Genomic DNA, 22,291 nt, shown 5'->3' on the forward strand with positions numbered 1-22,291 from the left:
CGTTGGCCAAAGGTTGACCTGCCCTCGGGCGAAGCGGCCCAGGTCAGCGGCCTAGATTTCGCCGCATGCCCCCACAGCCACCGCCCCGGACGCCCGCGGCCCTGCCCGTCCTGCCGTACCGCAAGCCCACCGAGGGCCGCGACTACTGGGTGCTGGACGACGCGCTGCCCGACGCCGGTGCGGTGCGCGAACGGTGTCTCGCCAAGGAGGACTGGGCCGAGGGATACCCGTACACCTCGCAGACCTGGCCCGGCCTGCGGGCGATGCCCGGTCTCGAACCCGGTGAGCTGGCGCGCGTGGAGCGGCTGGTGAAGAAGGCGACCGGCGCGAAGGAGCTGTGGGTGCAGCGGGCGCCCGGCGGCGGCACCCTCAACCACAACTGCGTCCAGGTCGTCGGCGAGGGTGAGAGCGAGCCCCGCCCGCACACCGACTCCCGCGCGCTGTGCCGGTACGCGGCCGTGCTCTACCTCAACCCCGCCGTGCCGAAGCACTGCGGCACCAGCTTCTACCGCCAGTCCCTCCCCGGCGGGCGGCTCGGCGGCAATGTCGTCCAGGCCCCGCACAACAACCTCGTCGACGCCCTCGGTACCCGATTCGTCGCTGCCGATGCCTTCGAGGAGGACGTGCGCGTGCCGCACCGCGCCAACCGCCTGCTGCTCTACAACGCCAATCTGGTGCACAGCGCGACCGCCTACACCGGCCGCACGCTGGAGGAGAAGCGGATGACGGCGGTGTTCTTCTGGATGGCGTGACACGCCCAGGACCGCGCCGGGGCGTCACCCGTACGGCCTAGTCCCCGTGGTCGCCGGGCGCCGCGCGTCGGATCGTCGTACCTACGACCCCGTCCGGGGTTCACGGGGGACGAGACGTCGGAGGTAACGGCCATGACCCAGCAGACGCAGTCGGCGCGGCCCGAGTACAACGGGCTGGCCGAGGGAGGCGCGGTATTCGCGGGTGTCCTGATGCTGGTGAACGGCATCCTTCACATCTTCCAGGGCATCTCGGCGATCGCCCTGGACGACGTGTACGCCCGGATCAACGCCTACGTCTACAAGATCGACCTGACCGGCTGGGGCTGGATCCTGCTGGTGGCCGGTGTGATCGTGGTGGCGGCCGGGATCGGGGTGCTGATGGGAGCGGCCTGGGCGCGGCTGGTCGGCATCGTGATCATCTCACTGGGCCTGATCCTGCAGTTCCTGTTCCTCCCGTACGCCCCCCTCTGGTCGCTGATCACCATCGCCCTCGACTTCTTCATCATCTGGGCGCTGGCGACCTGGCACCCGGAGGGCCGTCCGGTCGTCTGACCGCCGCCTCCCCCTACGGGCCGGTGCCGCGACGCTCTCCCGCGCGGCACCGGCCCCTTGTCCGGGTTTCATCGGTTTCCGGGCCCGATAGTCCCTGGTGACCGGCCAGTTGAGGGGGCGAGGATGGGCCCCGTGACCACGGACAACGCTCTCGACACCCCTGCCGCGCCGCCCGACCCGCGGGCGTCGGACTCCCTCGCCCGGCTGGCCGCCGGGACGCTCCTGCTGACCGGGGCCGGCTGGCTGGCCCGGGCGGTGTGGGAGATACGGCTGTACGGCGCTGGCGAGCCCGCCTCCGGGCTCCCGGACCAGGGCGACGGGGTGCACCGCCCGCTCACCTCCCTGGAGAACTCGTACCACCTGGTGAGCACGGCCGGCTCCGTGCTCACCCTGCTGTGCGCGGCGGCCTTCCTGATGTGGCTGGGGCGGGTCCGGGACAACGCCCGCGCGCTGTCGGGACGCCCGCCGAAGTACGCGGGGATCTGGGTGTACCTGGGCTGGGTGGTGCCGGTGGTGAACCTCTGGTTCCCGCGCTGCATCGTGGCCGACGCCTACTGGGCGAGCGCGGCGGAGCGGCGGCTGCCGGCCGTGGTCAACGTGTGGTGGGGGCTGTGGCTGGCCGGCCTGCTCGGTGGCTTCCTCCAGCAGGGGGACGCCGACTCCGTGATCGGCCGGGCCTACTCGGAGATCGGGCCGCTGCTGGTGGCCGACCTGGCCGTGGCGGGCGCGGCCGTGGCGGGGGCGCTGATGGTGCGTACGGTGACGGGGGCACAGACGGCGCGTCTCGCGGGGGCCTGACATCCCGTAGGGAAACGCGCCGGGGCCGCCGGTTCTGGGGGCGCCCCCGCAACAACCCTTAGGCCAGACGGGTTTCCCGTCCTGCGGGCCGGGGCGGTGTGGGTGAACATGAGGATGTTTGCCCCACCGCTCCTCTGCTAGGGGGCCTCAATGGCTGCTGTAGACATTCCCCCGCTCATCAAGCCGTCCCGGCTCCGGCACCGGGGCGGTCTGGCGGGCGAGCTCATGGCGGAGTTCATCGGGACCTTCGTCCTCATCTCGTTCGGCTGCGGTGTCGTCGCCATGGCGGTCGCCGCGCTGCCGGGCTCCGGCCGCGCCGCCACCCCCACGACGATCTTCCTTGCCGCCGGTGACTGGCTGCTCGTCGCCTGGGGCTGGGGGCTGGCCGTGACCTTCGGCGTGTACGTGGCCGGCGGCGTCAGCGGGGCCCACCTCAACCCCGCGGTCACCCTCGCCATGGCCGTGCGCCGGGGCTTCCCCTGGCTGAAGGTGCTGCCGTACTGGTTCGCCCAGGTCGCGGGCGCGTTCGCCGGGGCGGCGCTGGTGTACCTCGTCTACCACAACGCGATCGACACCTTCGACGCGGCAGCTCCGGGACCCAAGACCGACGGTCATACCCTGGCCTCGTTCTCCATCTTCGCCACCTTCCCGGCGCCCTACTTCCACGGGGGCATCTGGGGGCCGCTGATCGACCAGATCGCCGGCGCGGGCTTCCTGGTGATGTTCGTGGTCGCCATCCTGGACCTGCGCAACCAGGCGGTGAAGGCGAACCTGGCCCCGCTGATGGTGGGCTTCGCGGTCGCCGCGATCGGCATGTCCTACGGCGCCAACGCGGGCTACGCCATCAACCCGGCCCGCGACTTCGGCCCCCGGCTGTTGACCTGGGTGGCGGGCTGGGGGAGCCTCGCCTTCCCGGGCAGCCAGCCGGGCCAGTTCAGCGACTACTGGTGGATTCCCATTGTGGGCCCGCTGATCGGCGGCCTGGTCGGCATCTTCCTCTACGACCTCTTCATCGGCGACGTCCTCTATCTCCGCAACCACCTGGGCGAACTCCCCGAGCCCGGCCGTACCCGCCCGGTCAGGACGATCGACCAGGACGACGAGACGGGCCGCGGCGGCGGCAGGCGGAAGGGGCCGGACGAGGATGACGAGTATTAGGTTCTCCCGGCAGGCTGGACGCGTGGGCGGCCCGGATGCCGGGCCGCCCACCGCTATGTGCACCTGTGTACGAGGGTTCAGCGCGGGGTGTGATCCCTGGCCCGCGTCCGCACCCGAGGTCGCGGGCGGCCGTTGGACTCTGCGTGAAGGCGGCGCGGCGCAGGAACGATTTTGCCGCCCTCTCTGAGCATGCGGCCACCGGATGCCGCACCGCCGCGAGCTACGGAGCGCAGAACAGTGTGGGCATACGCCGAGGACACGGAGTGGGCGTCCGCAGCGGGGCGTTGCGGACCGGACGGGCTGATCGGGCGGGGGGAGGAGACGGGGTCCCTCCGGGACGCGCTGGCGCGGCATCGGCTGGTCACGGTGACGGGGGCCGCGGGCGTGGGGAAGAGCGCGCTGGCGGCTGTCGCGGCGGGGGGTGAGAGGGGTGACGGTGCGGAGGGCGCGCCCGCTTGGACCCGGGTGATCTACGTGCGGTGCCCCGGCGGAGGCGGGCCCGTGGCCGTGGGGGCGCTCGCCGCTCGGGTGTCGGAGGCGGTGCTGGGGCCGCGGGGTGTGGCTGTGGGCGCGGGTGGGCGGCGGAGAGTCGGCGCGGGGGCCGTACCGGCCGCGCGCGGTGCCCGTACCAAGGCCCGCCCCTCCCTTGCCGACCTGGTCGCGGCGTTGCGGGGCACGGCCGGGCGGCGGTCCGTCCTGCTGCTGCTCGACGACGCCGACGCGGTGCGCACCGAGTGCGCGGGTCTGGTGCAACGGCTGCTGATGGACGTACCCGGTGTGAGGGTGCTGGTGACCTGCCGTCAGGCGCTCGGGCTCGGTGAGGAACGGGTGCTGCGGCTGGCCCCGCTGGCCCCGGACGCGGCGGTGGAGCTGTTCCTCGCGCGGGCCCGCGACGCCGCCCCCGGTTTCCGCGCGGAGGGCGCGGAGTCGGCGGCCGTGGCCCGGATCTGCCGGGTGCTGGAGGGCGTACCCCTCGCCGTGGAGCTGGCCGCCGGCCAACTCGAGGCGGAGCCCTCCGCCCGGGCGCTCGCCGACCGGCTGGAGCAGGGCCAGTGCTGGCTGGCCGCACCCGGCCCGGCACTGCGCAGGCACCGCTCGCTGCGGTCGGCCGTCGGCGCGGCGTATCTGCTGTGCGAGCGGCCGGAGCGCGCGGTGTGGAGCCGGAGCAGCGTCTTCCAGGGGGTGTTCACCGAGCCGACGGCGGCGTACCTGTGCGCCGGTGCGGGAGTCGCCCCGCACCAGGTCGCCACCTGCCTCGCCCGGCTGGCCGCCGCCGGAGTGCTGGAGACCCTCGACGAACCGGGTGGCCTGCGCCCGCCCCGCTACCGGATGACCCGCGCCGCCCGCGACTTCGGTGCCGAACGCCTGGGCGCGGCCGGTGAGTTCGAGGTGGCCGTGGAACGCCATGTACTGCACCACCGCCGTCTCGCGGAGGTGGCCGAGCACCTGTGGCACGCGGGCGATCAGCGCCAGGCGGCCCGTCTCGTCCGGGACAACGCGGCCGAGCTGACGGCGCTGGTGGAGTACGCGTCCCGCCCCGAGGCACCGGCCGCGCAGGTGACGGCGGCGCTGGCCACGGTGGCCGACCTGTGGTTCTGGTGGACGGTGTACGACCACGGCGAGGAGGGCCGCGCCCATCTGGCCCGCCTGCTGCCCCGCGCGACCGCCGACGACCACCTCACCGCCCGCGCCCGCTGGCTCGCCGCCTGGCTGCACGCCCCCGGCGACCCGGCCACCGCCCGCACCCTGCTCGGCCAGGTCTGGCCGGTGGCGGTCCTCGCCGGTGACGACGCGCTGATCGGCTGGGTCGCGCATGTCCAGGGCGTGGTGGCGTGGGAGCGCGGGGACGCCCGTACCGCCGCCGAGTGCTTCCGGCAGGCCGCCGACACCGTCCCGGCGTTCGCCCCCGGCGGCCCGGCCCCCGCCGTGAGCCTGGCGGCACTGGCCCTGGCCCAGGTCCGCACCTCACCGGGCGCGGCGGGCCGCAGCGCGGGCCGCGCGCTGTCCTTCCCCGGCGTACGTGACGACGCCTGGGCGACGGCCCTCGCCCGCTACGCCCGCGCCTACACCGACCACCACCAGGGCCACACCGCCCGCGCCTGGCACCGCGCCCACCGCACCCTGGCCACGCTGGACGCCCGCGTCCCCCTGCCGGGCACCCCGGACTCTCCCGACATCCCGTCCGTACGCGCGTCCCTGCACCGCCTGCTCGCCGACATCGAGGCCCCCCGGACCCCGCGACCCACGGTGCCGGCACCTCGGACGGACACGCTCATGCCGAGCAGAACGTCCAGCCGTATGTGAGGGGCAATCGGGTGGTTTCACGTGAAACACGAAGGCGACCGAGTCAGCCTTTGATCGCCGTGGGCCGCCAGCGCCACCCCGCCGCGTGCAGAGCTTCCGCCCGCTGGACCGCGATCTGGACGCGGAGCCGGGCCTCGGCGCGGTCCCGGAAGGCTGCGGACGCGGTGTGCTGGGTGGGGTGCTTGCGGTAGAGCGTGCCGGGCTCGGCCTGCATCCAGCCGGGACTGACCGCCTCGCAGCTCAGCAGCAGCGCCCCGTCCTCGAACGCGGGCAGCGCGGGCCAGCCGCCCAGGAGCCGGACCAGCTCGGTGTGAACGGTCTGGGTGGTCCCGACCACCGGCATGGCCCCACGCGCGGCCCCGTCCAGCAGGGCCCGAGCGGGCAACGGACCGGGCTCGGGATCGTAGGGTCCGGGTTCGAGCCGCCCGTCGGGGTGCAGGTCGAGACAGGGGGCGACGGTCCAGCCGTAACCGGGCTGGGCAACCAGCACCTCGATGTCGCGGGCGAGCGCGTCGGCATCAGGCAGCAGATCATCGGCATCGACGCACCGCAGCAGGGCTCCGCTCACCCGAGCCAGTCCGAGCGTGCGAGCCCGCGCGGCCCCACCGTGACGCCCGGTGCCGGTGGAGATCCACGCCTCCTGCGGCAGCACCCCCGCCGGCCGCCCCGTCTCCCCGTCCTCCTGCACCACCCACTGCAGCCCCCACCCGCCGGGCAACCGCTGCGCACACAACGAGTCGTACAACTCCCGCAGATAGCCCTGCCCACCGTCGTGAACGGGCGTCAGGACACTGAGCGTAGGCATACGAAACGCGTTCCCCTTCGACAACCGAGGCCCTGCCCCGAACTTCCGAAACCCTAATGCGCACACGCACCCCCAGCCCGGCTCCGCAAAAGGCTCCCGGTACACCGCTTCCACCGGTCGGTCGTGGCGCACCTGGAGTGAGGGGACTCCGCAGGGGGGTTACCCCTGCTCGAAGTGCCGTGCGACCGCCTTCATTACCGCCCGAGCCGCTCGAGTTGGCTGTCGTCGCCGGTGGTGGGCCAGGTGGATGGGGACGTCCGGCAGGGGCGGCCCCGCGACCAGGGTCAGGCGGCCCTCCTCCAGGGCGTGGGACGCGTTCGCGTGGGGGAGGACTGTCAGGCCGAGGCCCGCGGTGACGCAGGAGCGGGCCGCCTCGATGCTGCCGAAGCGGGTCATACGGGGCTGGGCGCCGGGGACCGCCTGGAGTTGGCCGGCGAGCCAGTCGCTGTAGGAGCAGCCCTGTTCATGGAGGAAGAAGTCTTCCTCGGCCAGCTCCTCCCAGGTCGCCGGGTGGGTACGGTCCGCCAGCCGGTGGCCCGGGGCGCACAGCAGGTCCAGCGGCTGGGCGGAGATGCGATCGGCGGCGATGTCCGCGTGGTTGACTCGCTCCTCCAGCAGCAGGGCGAGGTCCAGCTGGCCGGAGCGCAGGCCGGTCAGCGCGGCGGAGGTGCCGCGGGGCTCCAGCTGGACCTCCACCTCGGGGTGGAGCTCACGCAACGCGGCGACAATGAGCGGCAGATGGGCCGAGCACAGGGTCTCACCCGCACCCACCACCACCGTCCCGGTGACGGGCCCGTCCTCGGCGGCGGCCGCGAACAGCCGGGACTCCGCCTCCAGCACCTCCTCGGCCGTGCCGAGCAGCCGCCGCCCGTCCTCGGTGAGCAGCGCCCCCCTGGCCACCCGGTCGAACAGCCGCGTGCCCAGCGCCTTCTCCAGCGCCTTGATCTGCACGGTCACCGTGGACTGCGCCAGCCGCAGCTCGGTGGCGGCGGCGGTGAAGCTGCCCGTTCTGGCCAGCGTGGCGAAGGTCTGGAGGAGCCGGGTTTCCATGGCGGAAGGGTAGCCAGCCATCGAGGATGCCGATGGCTCGTATGAAAAACAATCGTTGGCATTGATGCCCCTGGAAGCGCCAGCATAGGGGCATGGCTCACACCACGGCACCCGATGTCCTGCGCTACGCGGCCTTCACCCCCGACCCCCACGGGGGAAACCCCGCAGGGGTCGTCCTCGACGCGACCGGCCTCGACGAGCAGCGCATGCTCGCCGTCGCGGCCGAGGTCGGCTACTCCGAGACCGCCTTCGTCACCGAACGGGACGACGCCCGACGCCGGTTCACACTCCGCTACTTCAGCCCCCTCGCCGAGGTCGCCTTCTGCGGCCACGCCACGGTCGCCACCGCGGTGGCCCTCGCCGAACGCATCGGCACCGGTGAACTCCACTTCGATACACCCGCAGGGGAGATCAGGGTCGAGACGACGGCCGACCGGGACGGCACCGTAGGGGCCACCCTCACCAGCGTCCCCGCCCATTCCCGCCCGGCCGACGCCACCGAGCTGACCGCCACGCTCGCCGCCCTGCACTGGGACGCCGCCGACCTGGACCCGGCCCTGCCGCCGCACGTGGCCTTCGGGGGCAACGACCACCTGATCCTCGCCGCCACCTCCCGCGCCCGACTGGCCGACCTGAACTACGACTTCGACGCCCTCGCCACCGTCATGCGCACCCACGGGTGGACGACCGTCCACCTCGTCTGGCGGGAGAACGACGGCAGTTACCACGCCCGCGACCCCTTCCCCGTCGGCGGCGTCGTCGAGGACCCGGCCACCGGCGCGGCGGCGGCGGCGTTCGGCGGCTATCTGCGCACCATCGGCCTGGTGACCGCCCCGAGCGCGATCACCATCCGCCAGGGCGAGGACATGGGCCGCCCGAGCGACCTCACCATCGAGGTGGACCCGTACGAGACTCCCGTGAGGGTCACCGGGCAGGCCGTACCGATCGCCACGCCGGCCTCCTGAGTCCCGCCCGTCTCATCCGTAAATGATCACTCATGCCCCATCTGTATGCTGAACTCGGGCACTTGGCGTAGAGATTTCGAAACTTTTTGGGCAACCCTTTTCCCCGCAGGCGAGTCAGCTATGCGCATACGTTGATCCCTGCTGCCCAGAGGTTCGTAATGAAGCTGCGTCGTTCCCTGGCCCTCGCTGCTGCGACGGCCGTCCTCTCTCCGGTCGTGCTCATGACGGCCTCGGTGGCGCAGGCGGAGGAGAACCCCTCCCCCTCGGCCTCCGAGTCGGTCACGACGGGGGAGACCGAGCCCGAGGGCGGCGTCACCTCCACCCCGGCCACCGGCACCTCCACCTCGGCCGAGACGGGCACCTCCACCCCGCCCGCCCAGAACTCCACCTCGGCCGCGCCCTCCACGGACGCCACCTCCGCCTCGGCGTCCGCCTCCACCCCCGCGTCCACCTCGCCGAGCGCTTCCGCCTCCGCGTCGGCGTCCGCGTCCACCGGCCCGGAGGACTGCGAGGACACCGACCCGAAGCTCGACAAGGAACTCACCACCAGCCTCTCCGGGCTGCCGTCGAAGATCGTCGCGGGCAGCGGGTTCCACGGCTTCAAGCTCAACGTGAAGAACTCGGGCGAGCACGCCTACAAGCGGGTCGACCTCGGTGTCTTCGCCGCGGCGATGGGCGAGGACGACTTCTCCGACGCCACCCAGTACCTCACCCTGCAGTACCAGGACCCGACCTCGGGCAAGTGGAACGACATCTCCGTGGACCTCGACGACGAGTCCGCCGGCTACCTCGGTTACACCGACGTGAAGGCCAAGGAGTCGTTCTCCATCGACCTGCGCCTGTCGGTGGACAAGAAGGCCCCCGCCGGGGCCGGCTTCGCCATCAGCATCGGTTCGTACGTGGACGACGAGGGCAACTGCGTCTACGCGTCGGACGACGACTTCTACGAGTTCGACATCCTCGCCGCCGGCGCCACCCCCGGCCCGGTCGACGACTCCACCCCGAAGCCGCAGGGCGGCAGCAAGCCCCTGCCCACCACCAAGCCCGCCGGCAACACCCAGGTCGTCCCCCAGGGCCACCTCGCCGAGACCGGCTCCAGCTCGGCCCTCCCGGCGATAGCCCTCGCCGGTGGCGCGGCCGTCGCGCTCGGCCTCGGCGCGGTCTTCGTCGTCCGCCGCCGCCGCAACGAGGGCGGCAACGTCGCGGTCTGACGACGCCAGTGGCGATGGCGGCACCGCACCGCTGAGGTGCCGGCGGCCAACCCCGTACGGCTGAGGTGACGACCACCCCGTACGACCAGGGCCACAGCGCGCCCCGTACGACCCCGAGCAGGCCCGGACGATCTCCCGTCCGGGCCTGTTCACGTGCCGCCCCCGCCCAGGTCCGCCCTTTGTTGATCAGTTCTGTCCATAGGGGCGCTTTTCAGTGCCCTGTGCCGATAAGTTGAGGCGCATGCTGTCACGGGGGTTTTCGCGAATATCCGGCCCGACCGCGTCCACCCCCAAGGGGCGGGCGCGGACGGGACTCTGGGCCGCGGCGGGTGTGACGGCTCTCGGATTCCTCGTCGCGCTGGAGCTGGCCGCGCGTCGGTACGGCCTGCCGGGGCCGCTCACCCACCAGGTCGCGGAGCTGGTGTACCGCCCCAAGTCGGGGGCTCTGCTGTACGCCGGCCTGGCGCTGACCCTGGTGGTGCTCACCTGGCGGCAGCGCTTCGTCGCGATCGGAGTGGCGCTCGGCATCGACGCCGTCCTCGCGCTGACGCGCTGGGCGTTCGACATCGGCGGCGTCGGCGGAAACGAGGGCCGCGCGTTCGGCAACGGCGCGCTGTGGGTGGTACTGGGCTGCGGAGTCATCGCGCTCACCCGTCGTACCGGCCGGGAACGCGTCCTGCTGCTGAAGGGCGTCGGCCTGGGTCTGCTGCTGGTGGCCGGCCGCAAGACGGGCGACACCTGGCTGCTGATCACCTCCAAGACCCGTCCCCTGGTGCTCGACCCGTACGTGGCGACCGCCGATCACGCGCTGGGCAACCCTTCGTGGGTGGCGGGCCGGATCGTCGCGGCCACCGGCCCGGTGGGCTCGAACATCCTCCACGTGGTCTACGGCCAGCTCGCGGTGGCCGCGGTCGTCGTGTCGCTGTACCAGCTCCGCAATGTGGCGGCCGAGCGCCGCTTCCCGGCCCACCATCTGGTGCGTACGTTCCTGGTGATCGGCCTGCTCGGACCGGCCATCTACATGATCTACCCCGTGGTCGGCCCCGTCTTCGCCTACGGCACCGGCGCCTTCGGCACGGGCAGCGCGCACTGGGCCGTCGCCGAGATCTGGCCGCACACCCCGCCCCCGGTCGGGTCCCCGCACCCGGTGGTCTACGACGCGATCACGCCCCGCAACTGCATGCCCAGCCTGCACACCGCCTGGGCCACCGCGATCTTCATCCACTCCCGCAGAGCCTCGCGGTTCCTGCGCTTCGCGGGCACCTTCTGGCTCCTGGCCACCCTCGCCGCGACCCTGGGGTTCGGCTACCACTACGGCATCGACCTCGTCGCCGGTGTGGTGTTCACGCTCACCATCGAGACGGCCCTGCGCGCACTCGACCACGGCTGGGACCGCCGGGCCGTACAGCAGGTCGCCGGGGGAGTGGCGTTCTTCACCGCCCTCCTGCTCGCGGCCCGCTTCCTGCCCGTACAGATGGCCCACCACCCCTGGACGGTGGGCCCCTTCATCCTCCTGGCCACGGCCGCGGTGATCTACGGCTACCTCCGCACCACCGCCCGCTGGGAGCCGAAGGCCGCCCCGCCGACGCCCCGGCCGGAGCCGCAGCTCGAACCGGCGTGAGGCGTCCTCGCGGCCGGGCTCAGTGGTCGTCGCGGATGCTCGTGGCGATGCCGTTCCTGATCACGACCTCGGCCGAGACACCCTTCTTCGCGGCCGTCTCGAGCTGGGCCTCGGTGCACTTGGTGCCGCCGGCCACGCCCGGGTCGCCGCAGATGTCGTCGTAGCCGATGATCTCGGTGTCCTCGGCGAGGAGGAATTCCTGCTCGCTGTTCTTCTGGTCGCTGACCGTGTACTTGCCGGGGGCGAGGTACGAGACGTTGCCGAACCAGGTGCCGTTGACGCCCTCGCCCTTGTCGATGCCCTCGACGGCGGTGTCACGGGAGGGGGAGACAGTGCCGGAGCCGGAGCCGGAGCCCGTGCCGGTGGAGGAGCCGGTGGAGGAATCCGCGCCGGAGCCCTGCTGCGCGGCTTGCCGCTCCGACCCGCCGGCGTCCTGGGACCCGGGGGATTCCGTGGCCGTCCCAGCGGCGGACGTGGTGCTCGTGCCGGAGGCGGTGGCGGAGTCTGCGCCGCTCTGGCACGCCGTCATCAGCAGTCCGGCGGTGATCGCGACAGAGGCGACAACGGCCTTGCGCAGGTGGCGGTTCATGGGAGGTTCCTTTCGAAGTGGGGGATGCAAGAGCGGGTGAACCGCTCTCAGCGCACCGGGAAGCCGAACGAGTAACCCTGCTGCTTGAGTTCGGGCAGCACGCGGCGCAGCGCCTCGACCGTCTGTGAGCGGTCACCGCCCGCGTCGTGGAACAACAGTGTCGGGCCGTTGGGAAGTTCACGCTCGACCGTGGCCACGATGGCTTCCGTACCCGGCCGTTCGAAGTCCTTGGTGTCGACGTTCCAGCCGAGCGGACGCATCCCCCGCGAGGCGGCGAGCTTGCGGCTGGCGGGGGTGAAGGCGCCGCCGGGAGCGCGGTAGTACATCGGCCGTACGCCCCCGGACGCCTCGGTGATCATGCGCTCGGCGTCGAGGATCTGCTTCGACTGGTAGGACACGGGCTTCTTGTCCATCGCCGTGTCGTGCGACACCGTGTGGTCGCACAGCCGGTGCCCGGCGGCGACGACCTGCTTCACCAGATCGGGGTGCGCCTGCGCCTGGGTGCCGACCATGCAGAACGTCGCCTTCACCCCGTACTCCTCGAGCACGGCCAGCACTTGGGGCGTCCAGGTGGGGTCGGGGCCGTCGTCGATGGTGATGTTGACGCCGCGCGCGCCCCGGTCGGAGGAGTGCGCGATGGTCACGTCGACCGGCTTGACGCTGCTCGTCGCGGGCTTCGGCGCGGGCCCGCCCGCGGTGTCGGCCTGCGCGGTCCATATGGACGCGCCGACCGCGAGCATCGTGACGCCGAGCGCCGCCCCGACCACCTTGCCGTACCAGCCCCGCGTCCCGTTGTGCCGCGCCATGCCCGCCCCCACTCTCGCCCGTCCGACCCCGGCCGCGTCGCGACCACTTGTCAGGACGGAGGGCGGGAGCGGGGGGATGCGCGTGTTACCGATCACGGACAATTCCGGGAGAGTTCCCGGACAACGGGTACCGGCCCGAGGGCAACCACCGCCCACCAACTGGGTCCGCTCGCAGCGGCGGACCCGCCACCCACGATCCCGATCTCAGGATCACCAGGCCCGCTCCCGACGAAATGGCCAGTGCCAACCCTTCCGCGCGAAGGCGGCGATCTCTGGGTGGAAGACCCCTCCCCCGAGCGCGGCTGCGATTCCGCTGAGCACGCCGTCCACCCGCGAGGCGCGGATGGCTCCCTTTCCCCGGCAACCGGCACCTCCTTGCCCGTGACCCCCTGGCGCAACGGCGTGGTGGCCGGCAGGGCGCGATGGCCTCATGATGGGGATCCGAGTGCATGACTCCGGGGGGGATGCATGGAAGGCGCTGACCTGATTCTCGCGGCCCTGTCGATCGGCGGTACCGCCGCGGTCGGTCAGTCGGCCACACTCGCCGTCAACAGCGCTCACACCGCGCTGCGTGAGCGACTACGGCACCTGTTCGCACGGCATCCACAGGCTCCCGCCACCCTCGATCTCCACGCACAGGACCCCGACACCTTCGCGGCGGCCGTACGCGGCTACCTCGCCGAGACGGGTGCTGACGGCGACGAACAGGCACTGCGCACATCGGCGCAGATCATGCGCATAGCCGACCCCACGGGATCGGCCAGCGGGAAGTACCGGGTCGACGTCCGGGACGCGCAGGGCGTGCAGATCGGCGACTTCGGGCACCAGCAGAACACCTTCGGCACCCCACCTGCCGGCACCTAGTGATCAAGGCCGGCAGGTGGGTTCACTGCAGCGCCCGGCTGGACCAGCGCGTCAGCCACCGGCGCGAGCGGCCCTCGCGCCAACTGTCCGGCCCTGCGGGCGGTCCGGGTGCGGAGGCCGTACGACCACTCTGTTCCGTGGCCTGCTGCCACTCCCGCACCGCGGCCGCCGCCTCTTCCGTCCGCCCCGCCTCGGCGAGCCAGAACGCCAGACCTTGCAGGGTGATCGTGACGTCCGGGTGCCGGCCACCCAGGACGCGCAGCCGGTCCTCCAACAGCGCCCTCAGTGCCTGCGCGGCACCTTCGGCGTCCCCCGTCTCCCCCAGCCAGTCGGCCAGGTCCTGACGTGTTGTGAGGGTGCGGGGATGGTCGGTGCCCAGCACGCGCCGCCTGTCCTCCAACAGCGTCGTCATGGCCGAGACCGCCGTGGCGACGTCTCCGTGGGCACCCTGCCAGCAGGCCAGGTCGTGCCGGGTCGTCAGGGTGCTGGGATGCTCGGAACCCAGTAGTCGCAACTTATCGTCCAGGAGCTCTCTCAACTCCGCCACTGCGTTCTGGCAGTCACCCGCCGCTCCCCGGAAGCACGCCAGGGCGTGACGTGCCGCCAGTGTGTCGGGGTGGTCCCGACCGAGCACCCGGCTGCGGTCCGCGACCAGGCACTCGAACTCACGGACCGCACCTTCCGGGTCACCGGCCACACCTCGCCAGCGGGCCAGACTGTGCCGCGTCATCAGGGTGTGCGGATGGTCGGGACCGAGCAGACGCAACCGGTCCCGCAGCAGTGTGCGCAGCGCCGCCACCGCGGCGGGCGCATCTCCCACGGCGCCTTGCCAGTCGCACAGGTTGTGCCGGGTGTTGAGGGTTTCCGGGTGCTCCGGCCCGAGAAGTCTGACCCGGTCCTCGAGCAGCTCGCCCATGGCCTGGAGAGCTTCGGTGACGCGACCAGCCGATCCCAGCCAGTACGCCATGCCGTACCGGGCCGCCAGTGTGTCGGGATGGTCCGCGCCCAGGTGCCCGGTGGCCGTCGCCGTCAGGTGCTCCCAGTTGGCGACCGCGCCATCGATCAGGCCCAGCTCGCCGAAGCTCCCGGCCGCCTGGAACAGCGACCTGTGCAGTCGCGGCTGCCACAGGGCGGCGCCCTCGTGCGCGGAGAGCGCGGCGACGTTGTGCCGCAGGACCCGCGAATGCTCCGGATCGTCCTCGATCGCCGGCCAGTCCTGAGTGAGGGCGTCCGCCGCGGCGCGTACCGCGGCGGTGCGGACCTCGGCGGGCAGCGGGTCGAGGACCGCCCGCTGCACGAGGGCGTGGGTGCGGATAGCCACAGACCCGCCTGCCGGGTCGTGGGTCACCAGGTTCAGCCGGTGAAGGTTGCGCAGTGCCGCTCTGGCCTCTGTCGGTGTGACCTCCGACCGTGAGGGATACGGCGTCGTGGTCAGGAACCGGCGTACGGGCTCGGCCGCCCAGATGGAGTCGGGCGCGCCGTTGGGATCGAGGACCGCGGCCACGTACAGAGCGGGACGGGCCAAGCCGGTGGGAGGAAGCTGGTCCGCGCGGTCGACGGCGAGGGACCACGTGGTGGCGACCGTGTGCCGGTAGCCGTCCGCGCTCGCGTCTCCCGGGAAGAGGTGGTCGAGACGCTGCGATCGCTGGGCGAAGGAGACCCGGTACTCGGCGCAGGTGATTCCCTGGTTGCGGATGACACCGGCCGCCTGCGCCAGCGCCACCGGCAGCCGGCCCAGGTCATCCGCGAGCTCCGCGGCCTCGTCCAGCACCTGAGGATGGGTGTCCTGTGCCCCGGGCGAACTGAGCCTGCGTACGAAGTAGGCGTGCGCCTCTTCCGGGGTGAACACGTCCACCGTGATCTGCCGGGCACCGGCCGGTGCGCAATCCCTGCGCCGTGTGGTGACCAGAACCCGCCCGGCCGGCCCTTCCGGCCACAGCCCCACCAGGTCGGCGGGATCGCTCACGTCGTCCAGGACGATCAGCCAGGGCGTCCGAGTGGTGCTCAGCCAGTCGAGGAAGCGGTCGCAGAGGACGTCGGCGGACTGGGCGTGCAGAGCACCGGGGCTGGTCTCGATGCGTGCTTGCGCGAACGTACTGACGATCGATTCGCGGGACATGGCGTTGACCCACAGCAGGAGCTGGACGCCGTCTTCGCGGGCCTGGAGGAAGGCGTTCGCGGCAAGTTGTGTCTTGCCGACCCCTCCGCCACCGGTGGCCACCACTTGGGTCAGCACGGTGGCACCGCCGTCGTCCAGTATGTGCGCGATCAACGCGGACACTGCATGCCGCTGCTGGAAGGCAGCCGGCCGGGTGGGAGGCCGACCCACCTGCATGGGCCATTGGACGGACGGACCTGTCGTGATCCAGGTGTTGTGCCAGGTGTTCGCCTGGTGGCCACCGTCACCGATCTGGGCACCCTGCAGGTCACGGGCGCTGATCTCGGCGGGACGCTCACTCATCGAGGTCTCCCCGGGCCGGTGTCACCGGACTGCTCTTCGCTTCCGACAACACCCGCTGTATGGACCGGGCGTCCGGCAGGCCGGAGGAGGACCCGACCGTGCGTACCGTGAGGGCGCCGGCTGCGTTGGCATACGCGGCGGCGGTGCGAAGGCCTGCTCCCAAGGACCTGCTTACTGCCAGCGCGGAGCAGAACGCGTCGCTCGCCCCTGTCGTGTCCTGCACCCGGGAGGGGAATCCGGGTGACCGGAACGTGGCTTCGTCGGAGGCCACGGCACACCCCTGGCCCGCGTCGGTGACGCAGACGACGGGGATGCCCGTCCCGTGCAGGGCGGCGGCGAGTTCTTCCGCGCCGTCGAGCCGGCCCAGGCCCGCCCCCTGTGCCAGGAGCGCCGCCTCCTCGAGGTTGGGTACCAGGATGTCCACGTAGGGAAGGAGCTTGCCGACCTCCGGCAGATCGGCCAGGTCGGGAGTGGGTCCTGGGTTGAGCATCACGCTGACTCCGGACTCCGCCGCGATCTGGAAGAGCCGCAGCAGGATGGCCGGACTTATCTCCAGGGTGGCCATCAGGAGGTTCGCGCCGCCGATGACAGGACGGACCGCTTCGATGTCGGTGTCGCGTAGCCGCAGCGGGCGAGGTTGCTTCCACCCGATGAAGGCCGTCGCTCCGTCCGGCGCCACGAGGACTGCCACGGGTGACGTGGAAGCGCCTTCCCTCAGGAGAAAGTGGGAGACGTCCACGCCGTTCCCGACCAGTGTTTCCTTCAGCTGTACGCCCCACTGGTCCTGCCCCGCGGCACTGAGGAGATGGACTTGGGCGCCGAGCCGGGCCGCCGCGAGTGCCTGGTTGAGGCCCTTGCCGCCCGGCAGGACGGTGACGTCGGAGGCCGGAACCGCCTCGGACCACTTCGGCAGGGACCGCACGCGGTAGAGGAGGTCCATGACCGCGTTCCCCGTCACCACGATGCGCGGTCGGTCCGCCTCTGCCTTTGCCCCGCCCGATTGCTGCACCATCCGCTCCTCTGCTCGGTGACGAACCCGCTGGTGAACGGCCTGTATCAGGCGAAGACCTCGTCGGCCATGCGGAACGCGTACTGCCGGTACAACCGTCCGAGAAGGCAGTTCGTTTCGGCCAACTCGTCGAGCCCGTGCAGGATGTGCTCCCGGTGGACACCGATCTGAGCCAGGTCCCCGTAGGTGGTGGGTAGTCCGGACTTCTCGTAGAGCCGCCGGACCGACCGGTAGAAACCGTGCTGGCCGCTGCTCCGGGAGAACATCGCGCACACGAGGAGCGTGCCGATGCTGACCAGACGCCCGTGCGTCGCGTGGTCGGCCGGGTAGTGATGCTTCTCCTGAAGCCGGTAGCAGAGCAGGTGCTCGCTCGCGGCGTTCAGTCTGGTGTGCCCGAGACGGAGCACGTCGAGAGACGATTCGTGCAGGTACCGGGCGAGCGACCGCAGGTCTAGGCCGGCCATGGACCCCCGGCTGCCCAGCACCCATTCCACAGCCGCCCAGACGACGGGAATCTGGGATGTCACTCGGGTGACCGGCATATTGAGGAGGGCGTCCTCGCCGTCGGGACACTGGTATTCGATCGCGGCACTGAGCGAGCTGAACAAGTCACCCAGACCCGAAGTCGTCCACTTGACGCCCGGGCCCCGGTGGGCCGCATGGACAGAGGGCTGGCTGATCACCGTTGCGACCGGCGCCACGGTGCGTCTGCTGGTCCGGGTGCCGTCTTCGATCAGCACACTGCGATCCGTACTCAGGCACGAGTTGGAGAGAATCGACGGAAATACCCGTAAGGACCCCGGCTGGGCGCATGCCCGGCCGACGTCCAGTACCGAACACCCTCCCACGGCGATCACCTTCTCGTAGCGGTACGTCGTGCGGATGTCGTCCACGACATCCGCACGCGGTTCAGTGACCAGCACCGTCTCACCCACGTCACGGACGAGAGGAAAGTTGTGGCTGTCCGCCAGGAGAATGGTGGAGTCGTCCATGAGGGCGAGCAGGGCTTCCGGGATCGGCCGCGTGACGAAGCGCAAACGGGGATAGCAAGCCGGATCACGCCGGCTAGTCGACCCGGCCGACGTTCTCATCGATCACCCACCCCCAGGGAGATGTGAATGGTGCGTGGCATACCGGCTCACGGGTTGTACATCTGTCCCGTCCGATAACTGTCGAGCGCCAGTCGCACAGGCAGGAACAGCGGACTGGGCAGGGCGTCGAGCCGGTACCAGTCCCAGCTCTCCAGCCGGTCCGGCTCCCGCACCGCGGGGGTGCCTTCGAAGTCCTCGGCGATGAACTCGATGTCGATGTAGTGGCGCCCGTACTCCCGGACGTTGCTCACACACAGCAGCCTGAGGCCGTGCACCTTGAGGCCGCTCTCCTCCGCGACCTCTCGGGCGGCGGCTTCCTCCAGCGTCTCGCCGAACTCCACGTGACCGCCGCACCAGCCGTAGCTTCCGGCGCCGTGCGACCGGAGCCGTTTCCCCAGCAGCATGTCGGAACCTCTCCGCAGCATGACGCCCACTCCGACTTTCGGCCGTTCGGCCACAGTCATGGAACCCCCCGAAGGTGTCCGGACGCGCCCTTCACGCCACAGCGTCCTTCTGCCCCAGCGGTGGCGTGGTGGCTCCGATCCGTCTGACATACCCTCCGCCGACGGACCCCAACCGCCTGCCGTGTCCTCCGGACCGGGGGCGCCCAGACACGGCCAGCCGCACCGGGCATCCCGATGAAGGCTGGATACGCGGTGCGGCTGGCGGTGGTTACGTCCTGGAGTGCCGAAGGGTCCTACCAGACAAGGGCGTCGGCCGCGTTGTCCTGCCAGTACGTCACCGCGGCCGCGCTGTTGAAGAAGACCCCGCCGTTCGGCAGGTTCAGCGTCTTCTCCTTGCCGGTGGTGCCCGCGTTCCGGTCGGTGAAGAACACGCCGAGGGTCTTCTCGGTGGCGCCGCCCTCGCCGTCGGGGGAGTACGTGGCGATGCCGGCGTACGCGGACTCGCCCGGCTTGAGCGTCACCACGGCCTGCGGCTTGCTGTCCTCGACCCGGGCGAGCGGGGCCTGAGCGTCGGCGCCGGCGCGCAGAACGGGGGCGTAGAAGGCGTTGCAGGTGGCGGTGCCGGTGTTGGTGGCCTTCAGCAGCAGGTGGTTGATGGGGCGGGACACCTCCGTGACGGTCAGCTTGGTGTTGGCCGTGGTGCAGGTGGCCGTGGTGGCGGCGTGGGCCGTGCCGGCCTGGACGCCCACGAGGGCGAGTGCGGCGAGGGCCATCAGGGAGGAGGCGGCTGCGGTACGGGTCGTGCTGCGCATGAGTGGGTTGCCCTGTCTGTAGGTGAGTTGAGCTTCCGCCGGTTCAACGCGCTCGAAGCGCAAGGGAAGCTGGGCCAGCACGGTGACCGGTGGGGTGCCGTGCTTGGATGACCTCAGCCTGTGCCACCCCGCGTCCCGCCCGCCATTCCATCGGGATTTCTGGAACGCTGGGATGTCGGCACCGGCTCTGACCTGGTGAAACGCGGTCGGCATGGGATGCCGGACGGAATGGGGGACTGGTGGGGGCGGCTGAGGAGATCGCCGAGTTCGCGGCGCTCTTACGCGAGTTGAAGCAGCGGTCCGGGCTGAGTTACGAGGCTCTGGCGAAGCGTGCGCACATGAGCACCTCGACGCTGCACCGCTACTGCCGCGGCGACGGCGTACCGGCCGACTACGCGGTCGTCTCCCGCATGGCCCGGCTGTGCGGGGCGACGCCGGAGGAGCTGGTGGAACTGCACCGGCGGTGGGTACTGGCGGACGCGGCGCGGGAGCGGGGGCGGCGGGCGGTTGCTCCGGCGCCGGGGGCGGGTGTCGCGCCCGTGTCCCCGGCGTCGGAGGGTGCCCCATCTGTCCCCGTACGCGTAACGGCCTCCGTGGAAGAGCCGTCCCCCCGCCCTCGCCGTAGGCACTGGCCCCTGATCGCGGCGGCCGTCGCCCTGGTCGTCACGGTGGCCACCGCGCTGACGCTGAACCGCGACGACGGTGACCCCTCGGCGCACGGCACCGTCCCCGGCCGGGCAACCGCCGCCCCCCTCACCGTGAGCACCCGCACCTACGGCTGGGACGACCCCCAGTGCGAGGGGAAGTACCTCGTCGACCGGCCTCCCGCCGAGGTCGCCCCGCCGGTGATGGGACAGGACCTACCGGGCTGGGTGAAGGCACACCGGGCCGTCGCCGCCGACGAGCAGCGCGTGGCGCTGACCGTCCAGGGCACCGGCGACGAGGCCGTCGTCATCGAGTCGATGCACGTCGGTGTGGCCGACTCCGGCCCACCGCCGGCCTGGAACGCGTACCTCGGCTCCTCCGGCTGCGGCGGAGGCGTCCAGACGAGGTCCTTCGACACCGACCTCGACGCCCCCCACCCCGTACTGTCCCCGAAGGCCGGCCAGCGCGGTTTCCCCTACAAGGTCAGCCGCACCGACCCCGAGGTCCTCTACATCACCGCCCACGCCGACACCCACGACGTCCACTGGTACGTGGACCTCCAGTGGAACAGCGCCGGCCGCCAGGGCACGATCCGCATCAACGACCACGGCGAGGCCTTCCGCACGAGCGGGAGCCGGGGGCGGCCGGTGTACGAGTTCCTGGTGGGCGGAACACATTGGTACCGGGACGCGTGAGATCCCGGAGGCAAAAAAGGGCCCAGGTCGATGACCTGGGCCCTTTTCGAAGAGCGGGTGACGAGAATCGAACTCGCGCTCTCAGCTTGGGAAGCTGATGTTCTACCATTAAACTACACCCGCGCAATACGGACATATCGACTGGGGTGCAGTCGGCGTCCGAACGCTCGCTCACTGTACCTTACGGTGGGGGCTTCGGGGTCCCGGAGTGCCGCCTGGGTCAGGTTCCGGTGGTCCCGTAACGTGACGTTCGGCGTCGGGGGAGCGAGCCCGACGCGGCTCCTGGGGAAGGGACTTGAGGGACTTGATGGAACGCACCGTCGTCCGTTGCGCGGACGGGCACGTCTTCAGCGCCGCTTCGTTCCCGATGCAGCAGGCCGAGCGGCTGGGCCCCGGCCGGCTCGTCCGGTGTCCCCGCTGCGCGCGGCTGCGCAGCGCGGTGCCGGTCACGCTGCAGAAGCGGTAGGCACACGCACCACCTAAGGGTGGGCATACGCACCACCAGGGGCGCGGACCCGTCACGATTGTCGGCGGTCCGCGCCCCTTGCGTATCCTCGGGGCGTGCTTCTCTCAGACAAGGACATCCGGGCCGAGATCGACGCCGGGCGGGTCCGGATCGATCCCTTCGAAGAATCCATGGTTCAGCCCTCGAGCATCGACGTACGGCTGGACCGTTACTTCCGGGTGTTCGAGAACCACCGGTACCCCCACATCGACCCCTCCGTGGAGCAGCCGGATCTCACCCGGCTGGTCGAGCCCGAGGGCGACGAGCCGTTCATCCTGCACCCCGGTGAGTTCGTGCTGGCGAGCACGTACGAGGTCATCACGCTTCCCGACGACCTCGCCTCCCGCCTGGAGGGCAAGAGTTCGCTGGGCCGCCTCGGTCTGGTCACCCACTCCACGGCCGGCTTCATCGACCCCGGCTTCAGCGGCCACGTCACCCTGGAGCTGTCCAACCTCGCCACCCTGCCGATCAAGCTCTGGCCCGGTATGAAGATCGGCCAGCTCTGCATGTTCCGGCTGTCCTCCCCCGCCGAGCACCCCTACGGCAGCGAGCGCTACGGCTCCCGCTACCAGGGCCAGCGCGGCCCGACCGCCTCGCGGTCCTTCCTGAACTTCCACCGGACCCAGGTATGAGGGTGACGACGACATGAGCGACGTGCGGGAGAACCTGACCTACGAGCGCTTCGGCACGGCCGTCCGTGAGCTGGCGCAGACCATCGCGGACGACGGCTTCGAGCCCGACATCGTGCTGAGCATCGCGCGCGGCGGCGTCTTCGTGGCCGGCGGCCTGGCCTACGCCTTGGACTGCAAGAACATCCACCTGGTCAACGTGGAGTTCTACACCGGCGTCGGCACCACGCTCGACATGCCGGTGATGCTGGCACCCGTCCCCGACCGCATCGACTTCTCCGACAAGAAGGTGCTCATCACCGACGACGTCGCCGACACCGGCAAGACGCTCAAGCTGGTGCGCGACTTCTGCCTCGACACCGTCGCCGAGGTGCGCTCCGCCGTCATCTACGAGAAGTCCCACTCCCTCGTGAAGTGCGAGTACGTCTGGAAGCGCACCGAGGACTGGATCAACTTCCCGTGGTCCGTTCTGCCGCCCTGCCGTAAGGCGGGCACTCCGGTCACGCCCTCGAAGGACGCCCTGTAGGACCGTTGCCGCAACCCCAGTGGGCCCGCATGCCGCGTC

General features: G+C 71.2%; 22 protein-coding genes and 1 tRNA gene. 13 read left to right on the plus strand and 10 right to left on the minus strand.

Annotated features, from left to right (window positions below; all coding sequences use genetic code 11):
• The first annotated feature begins 65 nt into the window (after window positions 1–65).
• The 5 genes from E5082_RS13290 (at window position 66) to E5082_RS13310 (ending at window position 5,564) form a co-directional block, all read left to right on the plus strand.
• Complete coding sequence (locus E5082_RS13290) at window positions 66–752, plus strand: DUF6445 family protein (RefSeq protein ID WP_135791445.1); 687 nt, start codon at window positions 66–68, stop codon at window positions 750–752.
• A gap of 132 nt (window positions 753–884) precedes the next feature.
• Window positions 885–1,304 carry a DUF7144 family membrane protein gene (locus tag E5082_RS13295; protein WP_135791446.1) on the plus strand — a complete coding sequence of 140 codons (420 nt, stop codon included), beginning with the start codon at window positions 885–887 and terminating at the stop codon, window positions 1,302–1,304.
• Between the two features lie 123 nt (window positions 1,305–1,427).
• Window positions 1,428–2,102 carry a DUF4328 domain-containing protein gene (locus tag E5082_RS13300; protein ID WP_135791447.1) on the plus strand — a complete coding sequence of 225 codons (675 nt, stop codon included), beginning with the start codon at window positions 1,428–1,430 and terminating at the stop codon, window positions 2,100–2,102.
• A gap of 150 nt (window positions 2,103–2,252) precedes the next feature.
• On the plus strand, window positions 2,253–3,260 hold the full coding sequence (locus E5082_RS13305) for an MIP/aquaporin family protein (protein WP_135791448.1): 1,008 nt from the start codon (window positions 2,253–2,255) through the stop codon (window positions 3,258–3,260).
• Between the two features lie 189 nt (window positions 3,261–3,449).
• Window positions 3,450–5,564 carry an ATP-binding protein gene (locus tag E5082_RS13310; protein WP_341869154.1) on the plus strand — a complete coding sequence of 705 codons (2,115 nt, stop codon included), beginning with the start codon at window positions 3,450–3,452 and terminating at the stop codon, window positions 5,562–5,564.
• Window positions 5,565–5,607: 43 nt separating this feature from the next.
• Here E5082_RS13310 and E5082_RS13315 read toward each other — a convergent pair whose 3' ends face one another.
• On the minus strand, window positions 5,608–6,369 hold the full coding sequence (locus E5082_RS13315) for a glycosyltransferase family protein (RefSeq protein ID WP_135791450.1): 762 nt from the start codon (window positions 6,367–6,369) through the stop codon (window positions 5,608–5,610).
• Window positions 6,370–6,528: 159 nt separating this feature from the next.
• Window positions 6,529–7,419: a LysR family transcriptional regulator gene (locus E5082_RS13320; protein WP_135791451.1), complete on the minus strand. Its 891-nt coding sequence runs from the start codon at window positions 7,417–7,419 to the stop codon at window positions 6,529–6,531.
• A 92-nt stretch (window positions 7,420–7,511) separates the two neighbouring features.
• On the opposite strand from E5082_RS13320, the gene E5082_RS13325 reads away from it, so the two are divergent.
• The 3 genes from E5082_RS13325 to E5082_RS13335 all read left to right on the plus strand — a co-directional run bounded on the left by E5082_RS13325 (window position 7,512) and on the right by E5082_RS13335 (window position 11,216).
• Window positions 7,512–8,384: a PhzF family phenazine biosynthesis isomerase gene (locus E5082_RS13325; protein ID WP_135791452.1), complete on the plus strand. Its 873-nt coding sequence runs from the start codon at window positions 7,512–7,514 to the stop codon at window positions 8,382–8,384.
• Between the two features lie 158 nt (window positions 8,385–8,542).
• Window positions 8,543–9,595 (plus strand): LAETG motif-containing sortase-dependent surface protein, encoded by a 1,053-nt coding sequence (locus E5082_RS13330; protein ID WP_135791453.1) that lies wholly within the window; start codon window positions 8,543–8,545, stop codon window positions 9,593–9,595.
• A 241-nt stretch (window positions 9,596–9,836) separates the two neighbouring features.
• On the plus strand, window positions 9,837–11,216 hold the full coding sequence (locus tag E5082_RS13335) for a phosphatase PAP2 family protein (RefSeq protein ID WP_135791454.1): 1,380 nt from the start codon (window positions 9,837–9,839) through the stop codon (window positions 11,214–11,216).
• A gap of 19 nt (window positions 11,217–11,235) precedes the next feature.
• On the opposite strand, the gene E5082_RS13340 is transcribed toward E5082_RS13335, so the two are convergent.
• On the minus strand, window positions 11,236–11,805 hold the full coding sequence (locus E5082_RS13340; protein WP_135791455.1) for a hypothetical protein: 570 nt from the start codon (window positions 11,803–11,805) through the stop codon (window positions 11,236–11,238).
• Between the two features lie 47 nt (window positions 11,806–11,852).
• A complete protein-coding gene (locus E5082_RS13345; protein WP_135791456.1) occupies window positions 11,853–12,611 on the minus strand; it encodes a polysaccharide deacetylase family protein in 759 nt (252 codons plus the stop codon).
• Window positions 12,612–13,079: 468 nt separating this feature from the next.
• Between E5082_RS13345 and E5082_RS13350 the strand changes: the two genes are divergently transcribed.
• A complete protein-coding gene (locus E5082_RS13350) occupies window positions 13,080–13,475 on the plus strand; it encodes a hypothetical protein (protein ID WP_135791457.1) in 396 nt (131 codons plus the stop codon).
• Between the two features lie 22 nt (window positions 13,476–13,497).
• Here the strand turns inward: E5082_RS13350 and E5082_RS13355 are convergent, their stop codons facing one another.
• The 5 genes from E5082_RS13355 to E5082_RS13375 all read right to left on the minus strand — a co-directional run bounded on the left by E5082_RS13355 (window position 13,498) and on the right by E5082_RS13375 (window position 19,252).
• Entirely contained in the window at window positions 13,498–15,936 is a 2,439-nt protein-coding gene (locus tag E5082_RS13355; RefSeq protein WP_135791458.1) for a tetratricopeptide repeat protein, read from the minus strand.
• Window positions 15,929–16,948 (minus strand): PfkB family carbohydrate kinase, encoded by a 1,020-nt coding sequence (locus E5082_RS13360; RefSeq protein ID WP_135791459.1) that lies wholly within the window; start codon window positions 16,946–16,948, stop codon window positions 15,929–15,931. The genes E5082_RS13355 and E5082_RS13360 overlap by 8 nt, the downstream gene beginning before the upstream one ends.
• A 44-nt stretch (window positions 16,949–16,992) precedes the next feature.
• On the minus strand, window positions 16,993–17,982 hold the full coding sequence (locus tag E5082_RS13365; protein ID WP_167514046.1) for an iron-containing alcohol dehydrogenase: 990 nt from the start codon (window positions 17,980–17,982) through the stop codon (window positions 16,993–16,995).
• A gap of 101 nt (window positions 17,983–18,083) precedes the next feature.
• Entirely contained in the window at window positions 18,084–18,590 is a 507-nt protein-coding gene (locus tag E5082_RS13370) for a nucleotide triphosphate diphosphatase NUDT15 (RefSeq protein WP_135791461.1), read from the minus strand.
• Between the two features lie 143 nt (window positions 18,591–18,733).
• Window positions 18,734–19,252 (minus strand): DUF4232 domain-containing protein, encoded by a 519-nt coding sequence (locus E5082_RS13375; RefSeq protein ID WP_135791462.1) that lies wholly within the window; start codon window positions 19,250–19,252, stop codon window positions 18,734–18,736.
• A 239-nt stretch (window positions 19,253–19,491) separates the two neighbouring features.
• On the opposite strand from E5082_RS13375, the gene E5082_RS13380 reads away from it, so the two are divergent.
• Window positions 19,492–20,592 (plus strand): helix-turn-helix domain-containing protein, encoded by a 1,101-nt coding sequence (locus E5082_RS13380; RefSeq protein WP_308437521.1) that lies wholly within the window; start codon window positions 19,492–19,494, stop codon window positions 20,590–20,592.
• 52 nt (window positions 20,593–20,644) lie between these two features.
• On the opposite strand, the gene E5082_RS13385 is transcribed toward E5082_RS13380, so the two are convergent.
• Window positions 20,645–20,715: transfer RNA gene (locus tag E5082_RS13385), tRNA-Gly, on the minus strand.
• A 184-nt stretch (window positions 20,716–20,899) separates the two neighbouring features.
• Between E5082_RS13385 and E5082_RS32360 the strand changes: the two genes are divergently transcribed.
• From E5082_RS32360 to E5082_RS13395, 3 genes are all read left to right on the plus strand, one after another.
• Window positions 20,900–21,058 (plus strand): hypothetical protein, encoded by a 159-nt coding sequence (locus E5082_RS32360; RefSeq protein WP_165425636.1) that lies wholly within the window; start codon window positions 20,900–20,902, stop codon window positions 21,056–21,058.
• 95 nt (window positions 21,059–21,153) lie between these two features.
• Window positions 21,154–21,729, plus strand: a complete 576-nt coding sequence (dcd, locus tag E5082_RS13390) for a dCTP deaminase (protein WP_030816566.1) — start codon at window positions 21,154–21,156, stop codon at window positions 21,727–21,729.
• Between the two features lie 13 nt (window positions 21,730–21,742).
• Window positions 21,743–22,252, plus strand: a complete 510-nt coding sequence (locus E5082_RS13395) for a phosphoribosyltransferase (protein WP_031178948.1) — start codon at window positions 21,743–21,745, stop codon at window positions 22,250–22,252.
• Window positions 22,253–22,291 lie beyond the last annotated feature (39 nt).

It is taken from the genome of Streptomyces griseoluteus, from assembly GCF_004784465.1.
Taxonomy (GTDB): Bacteria; Actinomycetota; Actinomycetes; order Streptomycetales; family Streptomycetaceae; genus Streptomyces; species Streptomyces griseoluteus.

Bases quoted from the DNA above. Each gene is read 5' to 3' on its own strand.
- E5082_RS13295 (WP_135791446.1), top strand. From the start codon at position 885: ATGACCCAGCAGACGCAGTCGGCGCGGCCCGAGTACAACGGGCTGGCC.
- E5082_RS13325 (WP_135791452.1), top strand. From the start codon at position 7,512: ATGGCTCACACCACGGCACCCGATGTCCTGCGCTACGCGGCCTTCACC.
- E5082_RS13360 (WP_135791459.1), bottom strand. From the start codon at position 16,948: ATGGTGCAGCAATCGGGCGGGGCAAAGGCAGAGGCGGACCGACCGCGC.
- E5082_RS13320 (WP_135791451.1), bottom strand. From the start codon at position 7,419: ATGGAAACCCGGCTCCTCCAGACCTTCGCCACGCTGGCCAGAACGGGC.
- E5082_RS13300 (WP_135791447.1), top strand. From the start codon at position 1,428: ATGGGCCCCGTGACCACGGACAACGCTCTCGACACCCCTGCCGCGCCG.
- E5082_RS13305 (WP_135791448.1), top strand. From the start codon at position 2,253: ATGGCTGCTGTAGACATTCCCCCGCTCATCAAGCCGTCCCGGCTCCGG.
- E5082_RS13310 (WP_341869154.1), top strand. From the start codon at position 3,450: ATGCGGCCACCGGATGCCGCACCGCCGCGAGCTACGGAGCGCAGAACA.
- E5082_RS13375 (WP_135791462.1), bottom strand. From the start codon at position 19,252: ATGCGCAGCACGACCCGTACCGCAGCCGCCTCCTCCCTGATGGCCCTC.
- E5082_RS13370 (WP_135791461.1), bottom strand. From the start codon at position 18,590: ATGTCAGACGGATCGGAGCCACCACGCCACCGCTGGGGCAGAAGGACG.
- E5082_RS13350 (WP_135791457.1), top strand. From the start codon at position 13,080: ATGGAAGGCGCTGACCTGATTCTCGCGGCCCTGTCGATCGGCGGTACC.
- E5082_RS13355 (WP_135791458.1), bottom strand. From the start codon at position 15,936: ATGAGTGAGCGTCCCGCCGAGATCAGCGCCCGTGACCTGCAGGGTGCC.
- E5082_RS13315 (WP_135791450.1), bottom strand. From the start codon at position 6,369: ATGCCTACGCTCAGTGTCCTGACGCCCGTTCACGACGGTGGGCAGGGC.
- E5082_RS13335 (WP_135791454.1), top strand. From the start codon at position 9,837: ATGCTGTCACGGGGGTTTTCGCGAATATCCGGCCCGACCGCGTCCACC.
- E5082_RS13395 (WP_031178948.1), top strand. From the start codon at position 21,743: ATGAGCGACGTGCGGGAGAACCTGACCTACGAGCGCTTCGGCACGGCC.
- E5082_RS13345 (WP_135791456.1), bottom strand. From the start codon at position 12,611: ATGGCGCGGCACAACGGGACGCGGGGCTGGTACGGCAAGGTGGTCGGG.
- E5082_RS13290 (WP_135791445.1), top strand. From the start codon at position 66: ATGCCCCCACAGCCACCGCCCCGGACGCCCGCGGCCCTGCCCGTCCTG.
- E5082_RS13330 (WP_135791453.1), top strand. From the start codon at position 8,543: ATGAAGCTGCGTCGTTCCCTGGCCCTCGCTGCTGCGACGGCCGTCCTC.
- E5082_RS13340 (WP_135791455.1), bottom strand. From the start codon at position 11,805: ATGAACCGCCACCTGCGCAAGGCCGTTGTCGCCTCTGTCGCGATCACC.
- E5082_RS32360 (WP_165425636.1), top strand. From the start codon at position 20,900: ATGGAACGCACCGTCGTCCGTTGCGCGGACGGGCACGTCTTCAGCGCC.